This window comes from Meridianimaribacter flavus, assembly GCF_004366715.1.
In the GTDB taxonomy this organism is placed as follows: domain Bacteria; phylum Bacteroidota; class Bacteroidia; order Flavobacteriales; family Flavobacteriaceae; genus Gaetbulibacter_B; species Gaetbulibacter_B jejuensis.
This window is the reverse complement of record NZ_SOQZ01000006.1, coordinates 220,659-232,500: the sequence shown is the minus strand read 5'-3', so window position 1 is coordinate 232,500 and position 11,842 is coordinate 220,659. Positions and strand designations below refer to the sequence as shown.

Below are 11,842 nucleotides of genomic sequence, written 5' to 3'. Positions count from 1 at the left end.
ACTGGTTTGGGCTGTTCCGCGTTCGCTCGCCACTACTAACGGAATCACTTTTGTTTTCTTCTCCTCCGGGTACTTAGATGTTTCAGTTCTCCGGGTTCGCCTCCTTACGGATAACATGTCTTCAACATGCTGGGTTGCCCCATTCGGATATCTGCGGATCAATTTGTATGTGCCAATCCCCGCAGCTTTTCGCAGCTTATCACGTCCTTCATCGCCTCTGAGAGCCTAGGCATTCCCCATACGCTCTTATTTAGCTTATTGTACTTCTTGTCTTTTTAATGAGTTACAATTATTGCTCGTTACAATAATTTAATTTTATTAAATATTTCTATCTAATTTTCATGTATCTTTTTCAATATGTCAATGAACTTTTTAGCTTTCGCTATTGTGGAGAATATCGGAGTCGAACCGATGACCTCCTGCGTGCAAGGCAGGCGCTCTAGCCAGCTGAGCTAATCCCCCATATACTAGTCGTTAGTACATAGTAGTTAGTAGTTAGACTATAACCACTACTCAACTTCCAGAATTTCCTATTAATTTAGTAGTCTCAGGCAGACTCGAACTGCCGACCTCTACATTATCAGTGTAGCGCTCTAACCAGCTGAGCTATGAGACTCTACTATAATAGATCATTTAAATTAACAGCAAAAGAACAGACTATTCCTTTTTTGAACTTCCTTATTAGTCGTCTTTCTCTAGAAAGGAGGTGTTCCAGCCGCACCTTCCGGTACGGCTACCTTGTTACGACTTAGCCCTAGTTACTAATTTTACCCTAGGCCGCTCCTTGCGGTGACGGACTTCAGGCACTCCCAGCTTCCATGGCTTGACGGGCGGTGTGTACAAGGCCCGGGAACGTATTCACCGGATCATGGCTGATATCCGATTACTAGCGATTCCAGCTTCACGGAGTCGAGTTGCAGACTCCGATCCGAACTGTGATAGGTTTTTAGGATTCGCTCCTGCTCACGCAGTGGCTGCCCTCTGTACCTACCATTGTAGCACGTGTGTAGCCCAGGACGTAAGGGCCGTGATGATTTGACGTCATCCCCACCTTCCTCACGGTTTGCACCGGCAGTCTTGCTAGAGTTCCCGACATTACTCGCTGGCAACTAACAACAGGGGTTGCGCTCGTTATAGGACTTAACCTGACACCTCACGGCACGAGCTGACGACAACCATGCAGCACCTTGTAAGTAGTCCGAAGAAAGATCTATCTCTAAATCATGCAACTTACATTTAAGCCCTGGTAAGGTTCCTCGCGTATCATCGAATTAAACCACATGCTCCACCGCTTGTGCGGGCCCCCGTCAATTCCTTTGAGTTTCATTCTTGCGAACGTACTCCCCAGGTGGGTCACTTATCACTTTCGCTTAGCCACTCAGACCGAAATCCGAACAGCTAGTGACCATCGTTTACGGCGTGGACTACCAGGGTATCTAATCCTGTTCGCTCCCCACGCTTTCGTCCATCAGTGTCAGTACATTATTAGTGATCTGCCTTCGCAATTGGTATTCTATGTAATATCTATGCATTTCACCGCTACACTACATATTCTAACCACTTCATAATGACTCAAGATAACCAGTATCAAAGGCAATTCTACAGTTGAGCTGCAGGATTTCACCTCTGACTTAATTATCCACCTACGGACCCTTTAAACCCAATGATTCCGGATAACGCTTGGATCCTCCGTATTACCGCGGCTGCTGGCACGGAGTTAGCCGATCCTTATTCTTACGGTACCGTCAAGCTCCCTCACGAGGGAGTGTTTCTTCCCGTATAAAAGCAGTTTACAACCCATAGGGCAGTCTTCCTGCACGCGGCATGGCTGGATCAGGCTTGCGCCCATTGTCCAATATTCCTCACTGCTGCCTCCCGTAGGAGTCTGGTCCGTGTCTCAGTACCAGTGTGGGGGATCCCCCTCTCAGGGCCCCTACCTATCGTTGCCATGGTGTGCCGTTACCACACCATCTAGCTAATAGGACGCATGCTCATCTTTTACCGATAAATCTTTAATCAAATGCCGATGCCGACTCTTGATACTATGGGATATTAATCCAAATTTCTCTGGGCTATCCCCCTGTAAAAGGTAGATTGCATACGCGTTACGCACCCGTGCGCCACTCGTCATCAGAAAAGCAAGCTTTTCCATGTTACCGTTCGACTTGCATGTGTTAGGCCTGCCGCTAGCGTTCATCCTGAGCCAGGATCAAACTCTTCATCGTTAAATCTTAAATATTATTTAACAACTAATATGGAATTTTATTCAGTACTCAAAATGGTCTATTCTTTTGTTTAATTAACATCGTTTCCAATGCTAATTTTACGCTGTCAATTCAATATGTTAATGAACTTTTATCTTCTCTTCTAAACCGTCTTATCGGTTAAGCGGGTGCAAATATAAAACCCTTTTTTTTATCCCACAATCTTTTTTGATTTTTTTTTGAAAATTTTTTCGAAACAATCCAAAACCCTTTTCTTAATCAGTATTTCTTGTGAACTTTTTGCCTCAACGTTCCCGTTTTTAGCGGCTGCAAATATACAACCTATTTTTTCTTTATCGCAAACTTTTTTTTACTTTTTTTTAATGTTTTTCTCGAAAAATTTCGCCCACTCTATAAACCAATACTTTACATGTAATATTCTTATCATTTATACTTCCTGGAAAACTACATTAAACTAAAATACACACTTTAAACACATATATACATAAACTTAAAACACACAAAATAACTCTACACTATTAATCTCTATTATCTTTATGTATAGTATAGGTGTAATAAAAGTTTATAGAAAGAAGTTCCATACAATACCAAATCTTACTGTGAAGTCTCGGTATGGATAGTTGGGAGCCGAGTAATAATTATAACCTGTCCAAGCTGAGTTAAAATGTTCTGCTTTTAAATAGATTCTTGTTTGACGAACTTTTGCATTGATAAAAAAGTCTAGCCTTGGAAAGTTTCCTATTTTAGTATTGTTTTGAACGTAAAATTCAGCAAGTATTGGATCGTAAGCATTCATATTATATTCGGAGAAATAATTAAATATGACTCCTGTTTGTAAATAGAGTGCTTTTTTAAAGAAGTGATTAGAATAGTATAATGTATTCCTAGTTATTATTTTTGGTACATTTAATATGTTTTCTCCATTTAGTACTTCTTGATACATGATGGTGTTGTCTAATGCAAATTTCCCATACTTAATTTCTTTATTAAGTTTTAATCTAAAATAATTAATTGAGGAATTAGCTTGATATGGTTTTACAAACGTAGTGTCAGTTTCTTTTTGAAAATAGGTGTAATTATCAATTATAGTATAATCAAAAGAAAGGTTTGCAATTTTTTTAGACTGTAATTGAAAAGCTATTTGTTGTGTATTAATATTTTTAAATAAGCTAGTGTTATCCCAATTATAGTTTAAATAGTCGCTTTGGTATAATTGAAAGTTATAATTTGGTGCTCTAGAACTTGAATTGAATGTTGCTAAAGCTTTAGTATTGTCATTAATTTTATAGGAGGCTTTAGCTTTAAAAAAGTTTCCCTCAAAATCTCCAGAAACGTTAACCCCTAGTTCTCCTTCTATACTAAACTTGTTGAAAGATTTATTATATGCTCCTCCTACAGATAAAACATCTCCTTTTATTCTATTAGTGATACTATTGTCATCTAAAAACACAACTGTATCATATCCATAGTTAAAATTATTGTAATCGAGATTTAATCTTAAATGACCAATATCTTTATTATGATAACTTGCATAAAACCTATTGTAGAAATCTTCTAAAGTTACTTTGTCATTAATACTACTGCTTAAAAAAGCGTCACCAAAATAATCGTTTTGTGTAGTTTGCGTAAATTGATAGTATTTATCTTCAAAAGAAATATTGTTACCGATTATTAGGGTATTATTTGCTATTGAGTCTTGAGCTTTGGTGATTTGGTATTGGTGCTCTAGATGAAACCTCTTACCTTCTAGTATGCTTTCAGCATTTTCAAAATTTGGGTCAAATACAGAACGGTCTAAAAACTCTTCATCTCCAGTTTCAAAATTTACTAAGTCTTCATCTTGCAAACCTCCATTTTCTTGGTTCATTAAATCTTGCATGACAATGTGAGCTCTAACCTTGTATCTTCTATTTTTTGTAGTGTAATTGGTAGTAAACCTAAAATTACCAGTACTTGTTAATATGTGCTGGTATTTTCCTAACGAACGAAGTCCTTTGTATGCAATAGAAAAATTTAGTTGTTCAGAAGTATTAACAGTAAAGAAGGCGTCTAATAGTTGACCTTGTTCAAAAGCAGATTTATAAAGAAGTTCTGTAAAGGGGGTTGGAACGTGATAATAATTAATATCTTCAATTTCCATATAATTAAAATGTCTTGCTCTTGCTCCAAAAAGAGGCATTGTTCTCTCGGAGTAAAAATTAGAACTTAATGTATTATATGTCTGTCCAAGATTAGAAAAGTTTAGTAGTTCAAAATTATCCTTTCTTAAATAGTTAAACTTATACTCCTTTTTTATTGTTAAAGTAGTATCAACAATAGTGGTATCGTTTTCAAAAGATATTATTTTATATAAGTCAATTGTAGCATCTTGGTTCTTTATATTTTTATTTGAAGTACTCTTATTTGAACTTCGCATAGTATCATTGACAACTTGATTTCTCTTTAATGCAGCTTTATCAACAGAAATTTCTTGAGCTAATCCTTTTAAACTAAAAAAAAATAATACAATACAAAGAAGGTTTTTCATATGCTTTTGATATACTTGATGCAAAAGTAAATATTTAAAACGAGAATTATAGGTGAATATTATGTATAAAAAAACCCACTTTAAAAGTGGGTTTTTTTAAAATATGATTTGTATTTACTGCTTAATAAGCTTGATTACAGCTTCATAATTAGTAGCACAACCAGAATCTGGTTCAAAATCTAAAATATTTACAGTTACTTCAGAATCGTCTTCAGAATCATATGTTCCTGGTGTAGAACCTGTAGATTGACCAATACTACCATTACCACAACCTAATGTACCATTACCTGGTTGAATAGTTCCAGAAACAAATACATTACCACATATTAAGTCTAATGTCATGAAATAAGGAGAATCGAAAGATCCTGGAGCGTATACATAATTAAATGTACGCGTGTTAGCATCTGCAGTTATGTCAACAATTTGATTACCTCCAAAAGCAGAACCGATACCAAAAGGAGCCGTTCCTGATATTTGTTGCATCATGTAAGAACCAGTTAAGAAATCAGAATCTACTGGACATGATCTAAAAATTGACAAATTGAATTGACTTCTAGCTAAAACACTAGTTTCCTCAACACTGTCTAAATTAAGCTTTAATGAGCTACCTGCTAAAGTAGTTCCTGCATAAATACCTGTTACAGTAAAAGTTCCTACAACAGAACCTGCTGGAATTACTAGGTTACTAAGATTAATGCTATAGTCTACACCACTTTGAGCTGTTGATGAAGGATCTACAGAAACTACATATGATCTATCTGTTGCTTGAGCTTCAGATATACCTACTGTAACTGTGTATACTGCAGGTGCCTCTTCTTCAACTAAAAGTGTTCCACTATTTCCTGGCACAAAATATGCTACAGGAGTTCTATTATCTAAATAGCTTGTATCATCATCTGTACTATCACAAGATACAAACCCAATAAATGTTAATAGAACTAAACTTATTTTTAATATTTTCTTCATAATAATAGTGTTAAATTAAATGTTATTGAGGAGTATAAACTGAAACTCCATTTTCTCCATAACCTGTACAATACCAAGATAATGTAATCACACCTGTTCCTGAATCAACAGAATTAGTTCCACCATCTAATGGAATAATATCACCCCATGGATCTGTTTGACCTTCCCAACTTATATTTCCACAGAAATCTGTAAAAACTAATGTGTTATCTGCCGCATCTGTTCCATATGCACCAGCATAAGGACCTTCGCTATACAATCCACCAGAGAAATCAGATACAGAATAAACACCAGCATCAACTTCAGTAATATCAGCATCTATTGTACTTGGATTATAATCTGGTAAAAAGTCATGATAACCGTAAGTAGTAGTTACAGAATAAGAACCTGATAAATCAGACTCACATTGCTTAAAGATATCTAAGCTATAAGAATTACTAAAACCTGCTACTTCAGCATTTTCAGAATCTAAGTTTAATATTAAACGTGTTCCGTCAGGATCTGCACCATCGTAAAGACCTTCTATAACTAATGAACCAGAGTACTCACCAGCAGCAATAGTAATTGAGTTAGTCATTAAATTAAAATCAACACCTTCTTGTGCAGTTGATTCTGCATCAACAGACACAGAGAAAGATCGTGCAGCATCACTCAAATTAGTTGCAACTAATACAACTTCTTTAGTCGCTCCAGCAGTTGGAACTAATAATGAAGAAGTAGTTGCTCCATCAAAATATACAACACTGTTACCAGTATATTGGTGTACGTTATCATCTTCATCACATGATACTAATACCATTGACAAAAGAATGACTGATAAATAAAATATTTTTTTCATTGCTTTGATTTTTATAATTAGTATCCTGGGTTTTGCTCCATGTTAGGATTTACATCAATTTCACTTTTTGGAATAGGTAATTGAAATCTGTGATCAGAAGCAGTAAGTGTTAAGAATAATGGAGGTGTTCCTGTTCCATCAAAAAACTCACCAGCATTAGTTCTGTTGATAGGTAAACCTTGTCTCTTAACGTCAAAGAAACGGTGACCTTCAAAAGCTAACTCAAGTCTTCTTTCTAACTGAATAGCATCTTTAAGTGCTTGTCCAGTTTCTCCACCACTAACAAAACCAGCATATCTGTTAGATCTTACTAAATCTAATGCAGCCAAAGCAGCACCATCTTGTCCTGTCATTGACGCTAAAGCTTCTGCTTTGTTTAATTGAACTTCAGCAGCTCTAATTACCTTAGAGTCTACTACACCTGAACCAGTGTTAACAGAGCTAGATAAATACTTTGCTACGTGGTTGTAAATTCCAGTAGAACCAAATGGACTAGTATCAATATAAGCAAATCTACGGATGTCAGATGGCTGATATAAGTTGTTTAATCCAAATTCAACAACGTACTCAGAATAAATTCCGTCAGTTAATGTTTGACTGTATGGTACTCCTGTTGATACATTAGTATCAGCATCGAAGTTTTTTAATTCAAAAAGCACACCGTCATCACTTGAATCATCCCAAATACTTGGAAAGTTTGCAGTTGTACTAACACTTGCAGTAACTTGATTAGCTGCAGTTACAACATCTGGCATATTTCCTGCATATAAATGAACTCTAGATAATAATCCATATACAGCATTTCTGTTAAATCTTTCAATACCATTTTCAGAGCTAATTTGACTAGCTGCTGTTTGTAAATCAGTTATGATATTATCATAAACTTCGCTAACTGTATTTCTAGCCGGTGTTTGACGAATATCAGAACTAGTTAAGTAAGGCATACCTAAAGCACTCCCTGCATCAGCAGATTGTGTTGGTATTTTACCAAACAAATTACATAAGTTAAAATGAGATAATGCTCTACCAGCTAAAGCCTGTGCTCTAATATTATCTTTTTGACTTCCTTCTTCAAGTCTGTCAATATTTTCTAAAATAAAGTTAGCTTGTTGAATCACTCTGTATGCTTGAGCCATAAAAGCTCCTTGTGTAGCATTTGCATTATATCTCCACTCGTATGTTACTCTTTGAGTTTGTCTCCCATCTGGGTTATAAATCAAATTGTCTGTTAATACGTCTGGAAAAGACATAAAGTTAGCTCCATAATAGTTTGCTGACTCCATTTGAGTATACATACCATTAATGGCGTTCTCAAAATCAGCTGGTGTTACAAGAGCAACCTCTGCACCTGTAGAACCATAAGGATTCAAATCTAATCTTTCATCGCAAGAGAAAAAGATTAAACTTAATGTTAACAAATAAATATATTTTTTCATATCAAATATTTTTTAAAATTTTAAATCGATTCCTAAAGATAGGTTTCTTGTTGTAGGGTAACTGTAAAGTGAGAACTCCCCAGGAATTACATTAGTTCCTTGTGTTTCACCTGAACCAATACCAACTTCTGGATCACCTTTATAGTGAGGTGCATATGTCCATAAGTTAGTTCCAGAAACATAAATTCTTAAAGCATCGATTGACATTTTTTCTGTGAACTTACTAGGAAGATTATATCCTAACTGTAAACTTCTTAATCTAATGTAATCACCTTTTTGTAAAAATCTATCAGATGTTTGATTAGTGTCATTATTTGGTCTAGGAAGTACGTTAGTGTCACCAGGAGTTGTCCAATAGTTAAATGCATCTACTCTTTGGTTTGAATTAGCATTATCACCATCACTTAACATGTTCATTTCCATCAAGTTATAAATATAGTTACCTTGCTTGAAATAAAAGTTAGCTGATAAATCCCATCCTTTATAATCTAATGTTGTGCTAATGCTTCCGTCTAATTCTGCAAATGGAGACTTACCAGACAATGCTACTTCATTACCTGCAGCTTCATTAGTAATATTACCATCAGTATCATAATATAAAGCATCACCATTTGCTGGATTCACTCCTGCATATCTAGGAATGTAGAATGTGTTAACTTCTTCTCCAACTCTAAGAATTGTGTAATAGTTAGAAGTAGTAAATAAATCCTCACCTGTGTTAGTTAACTTAGTAACTTCATTATCATAAAGGTTTAAGTTACCAGATACTGTCCATCTAAAGTCTTGGTTACGGATAATATCAGCTGATAATTCAAATTCCCAACCTTTATTAACCATTTCACCAAGGTTACCTGTAACTGCATATCCACCAGTTGTAAACGGTAATTGCTCGTTAAGTAATAATTCAGAAGTCGTTCTGTTATAATAATCGATTAAACCTCTTACTCTGTTTTTAAATAAACCAAACTCAACACCTACACCGTAGTTAAAGTTCTCCTCCCAACTTAAGTTAGGATCACCAATGTTAAAAGGAACGATACCATTAAGTCCATTGTTATAAGCTACAGGACCATAAGTGGTAATTGAAGCATAACGTCCAATTTGGTCGTTACCAGAAGTACCAGCTGATGCTCTTAACTTTAAGTTGCTTATTATATCGTTATTTGCTAAAAACTCTTCGTTTGAGATATTCCAAGCAACACTACCACTGAAGAATGTACCGTATTTTGTATTCTTACCAAATCGAGATGAACCATCTCGTCTAATAGTACCTGTAACGATATATCTATCATCGTAGTTATAATCAACGTTTCCTGCAACAGAGAATATTGAGTACTCTGAACGTGCTCCAGCTACTGCAAAAGGAGTTGCTGCTGCATCTAAAACAGATGGTCCTCCTACAGTGAACCCTTGTCCATTAGCAGAATAAGATCTGAAGTTATTAGCAATATATTCAGTTAATGCAGTAACTTCTAAATTGTGTACTTCATTAAATGTATTGTTATACGTTAACTTGTTTAACCAAGTATATGTGAAGTCAAAGCTTCCATTATCAGTTTTACTACCTGTAGGAACTCCTCCGTTAACAATTAAATCTAAAACAGATCCTGGTTGTAAGTAGTTTTCTCTTCTATATTGTTCGTAAACACCTGAACCTTGAGTTCTAAATGTTAAGTTATCATGTAATCTTAAATCTAAGAATAAGTTACCAATCACACGATTGTAGAATCTTGAAGATATATTTTGAGTAAGCTCAGCAAGAACAGGATAACCTGCAGAAGTTGCGTTAAACTGTGGCTGACCGTTAGCATCTAAAATTAAATTACCTGCATCATCCTGTACATATACAGTTTCATAAGGATTGTAATCATAAATAGCTCTAAATGGGTTTTGAACGTTATTTCTATCTCTTGGATCTGTAGTCTCAATAGATGAGAAAGATAAACTTGTTCCAATTGTTGCCCACTCTTTAGCATCATAGTCAACGTTTAAACGACCAGAAAGTCTGTTGTAAGCGTCTAAAGTTTCAATAATACCAGTATCTTCATCATATCCTAATGAGAAGAAATATCTAGTTTTATCTTCTCCACCTTGTGCAGAAAAACTAATAGATTGTACAACACCATCTTGTAATAAATCATCTTCCCAGTTGTGCCCTAAAGCAACTAAACGATTATACTCTGCATCAGAACTAATAGAAGAACCTTCACCTACGTTTAAACCGTAAGCTCCTAATTCTCTTTCATACTGAAGTTTTTGAGCTGCATTCATCATTTCAAAATTGTCTTTAAGTCTTCTGTTAAATCCAATTCTTGAGTTAATTCTAAAAACAGCATCTTTGTCTTTACCACCTCTTTTAGTTGTGATAAGTACAACACCATTACCACCACGAGCACCATAAATAGATGTAGAAGCAGCATCTTTAAGAACACTGATACTTTCAATCTCGTTAGGGTTAATAGCATTTACATCTTCTTCGTTAATCTGAGCACCATCCACAATATATAATGGTTGGTTACCAGCGTTAATTGATCCAATACCACGAACACGTATAAATGCCGTTTGACCAGGCTTACCGTTCTGAGCTGTTACTTGAACACCAGATGCCTGACCCTGAAGCATATTATCAATACTTACAGAAGGTGCAATTCTTTCAAGGTCTTCAGAAGTTACGTTTGATACTGCTGAAGTTAATTGATCTCTAGATTTCGTATTGAAACCTACAACAACAACTTCTTGTAATACCGCAACATCTTCTTCCATTGATAAATTAATAGTATTACTTGCTCCTACTTTTAATTCGGTAGTTTTCATACTTACAAAAGAAAAGACTAAAGTTTCTCCAACATTAGCTTGAATAGAATAATTTCCATCAAAATCTGTTTGAACTCCTCTAGTAGTTCCTTTTACAATTACATTTACACCAGGCAATGGTAAACCATCTGCTGCTGATGTAACTGTTCCAGTGATAGTCTTCTCTTGTGCAAAAGAAAACTGCATCACAAACGCCATAAATAGCGTCATTAACCATGTTAACTTTAATTTCATAAAACAATTATTTGAGTTAGTCTAGCGCAAACATCTTAATAATATATTAAATATCCAAGTGTTTCTCATAAAAAAATGTTAACAAAACCACCATGAAACTTAATGTTTTAGCAATTTTAACATTTACATTAAGTTTTTAGCATTTTTAATTTTTATTTGATTTCTTTCTAATGTTTTATTTTTAACAAAAATTTACTTTTGAGTCTTATACACACCTTTTCAAAACATACTCTTGAATGTGGAACTGACGAAGCAGGCAGAGGCTGTCTAGCTGGCCCTGTTACAGCTGCTGCTGTCATACTTCCTAAATCATTTAAAAACTCATTACTTAACGATTCTAAACAGCTATCTCACAAAAATCGTTTTAAACTTAAGTCTATTATAGAACAAGAAGCTCTTGCTTTATGCTATACTCATGTTTGGCAAGATGAGATTGATAAAATCAATATATTAAATGCGTCTATTTTAGCAATGCACAAATCTATTGAAGGCCTAAGCATTGAACCAGAATTTATAATTGTTGATGGTAACAAGTTTAAACCTTATAATAGTATTCCGCACGAAACAATTATAAAAGGAGATAGTAAATACCTTAGCATTGCTGCTGCATCCATAATCGCTAAAACCGAACGGGACTTGTACATGGAGCAAATACATGAAGATTTCCCTGAATACAATTGGGCTCAAAACAAGGGCTATCCTACGAAAGAACACAGAAAAGCCATTGAAAATTATGGTATAACAAAACATCATAGAACTTCGTTTAGATTATTACCCGAACAATTAAAATTAGACTTATAAC

The 11,842-nt window shown here is 35.1% G+C and carries 6 protein-coding genes, 2 tRNA genes and 2 rRNA genes (1 of these 10 running past the window's edge); 1 reads left to right on the top strand and 9 read right to left on the bottom strand.

Annotated elements, in window-relative coordinates:
- From A8975_RS12965 to A8975_RS12925, 9 genes are all read right to left on the bottom strand, one after another.
- Nucleotides 1-261, bottom strand: a 23S ribosomal RNA gene (locus A8975_RS12965); it reaches 2,555 nt to the left of the window's first position.
- 127 nt (nt 262-388) lie between these two features.
- Nucleotides 389-462: transfer RNA gene (locus tag A8975_RS12960), tRNA-Ala, on the bottom strand.
- 80 nt (nt 463-542) lie between these two features.
- Nucleotides 543-616, bottom strand: a tRNA-Ile gene (locus A8975_RS12955).
- Between the two features lie 83 nt (nt 617-699).
- Nucleotides 700-2,225 (bottom strand): 16S ribosomal RNA (locus A8975_RS12950).
- Together the 16S and 23S rRNA genes with 2 tRNA genes alongside form the textbook arrangement of a ribosomal RNA operon.
- Nucleotides 2,226-2,787: 562 nt before the next feature.
- Nucleotides 2,788-4,752, bottom strand: coding sequence for a putative porin (locus tag A8975_RS12945; protein WP_131508997.1), 1,965 nt, complete (start codon nt 4,750-4,752; stop codon nt 2,788-2,790).
- A gap of 114 nt (nt 4,753-4,866) precedes the next feature.
- Entirely contained in the window at nt 4,867-5,718 is an 852-nt protein-coding gene (locus A8975_RS12940) for a hypothetical protein (RefSeq protein WP_131508996.1), read from the bottom strand.
- Nucleotides 5,719-5,740: 22 nt separating this feature from the next.
- On the bottom strand, nt 5,741-6,556 hold the full coding sequence (locus A8975_RS12935; protein WP_131508995.1) for a hypothetical protein: 816 nt from the start codon (nt 6,554-6,556) through the stop codon (nt 5,741-5,743).
- A gap of 17 nt (nt 6,557-6,573) precedes the next feature.
- Entirely contained in the window at nt 6,574-7,992 is a 1,419-nt protein-coding gene (locus tag A8975_RS12930) for a RagB/SusD family nutrient uptake outer membrane protein (RefSeq protein ID WP_131508994.1), read from the bottom strand.
- A 12-nt stretch (nt 7,993-8,004) separates the two neighbouring features.
- A complete protein-coding gene (locus tag A8975_RS12925; RefSeq protein ID WP_129761004.1) occupies nt 8,005-11,040 on the bottom strand; it encodes a SusC/RagA family TonB-linked outer membrane protein in 3,036 nt (1,011 codons plus the stop codon).
- A 198-nt stretch (nt 11,041-11,238) separates the two neighbouring features.
- On the opposite strand from A8975_RS12925, the gene A8975_RS12920 reads away from it, so the two are divergent.
- The gene (locus A8975_RS12920; protein ID WP_187347870.1) at nt 11,239-11,841 is read left to right on the top strand and encodes a ribonuclease HII; all 603 of its coding nucleotides are present in this window, start codon (nt 11,239-11,241) and stop codon (nt 11,839-11,841) included.
- Nucleotide 11,842: the final 1 nt, after the last annotated feature.

Coding starts and splice junctions, on each gene's coding strand:
- A8975_RS12945 (WP_131508997.1), bottom strand. CDS start 4,752: ATGAAAAACCTTCTTTGTATTGTATTATTTTTTTTTAGTTTAAAAGGA.
- A8975_RS12940 (WP_131508996.1), bottom strand. CDS start 5,718: ATGAAGAAAATATTAAAAATAAGTTTAGTTCTATTAACATTTATTGGG.
- A8975_RS12935 (WP_131508995.1), bottom strand. CDS start 6,556: ATGAAAAAAATATTTTATTTATCAGTCATTCTTTTGTCAATGGTATTA.
- A8975_RS12930 (WP_131508994.1), bottom strand. CDS start 7,992: ATGAAAAAATATATTTATTTGTTAACATTAAGTTTAATCTTTTTCTCT.
- A8975_RS12925 (WP_129761004.1), bottom strand. CDS start 11,040: ATGAAATTAAAGTTAACATGGTTAATGACGCTATTTATGGCGTTTGTG.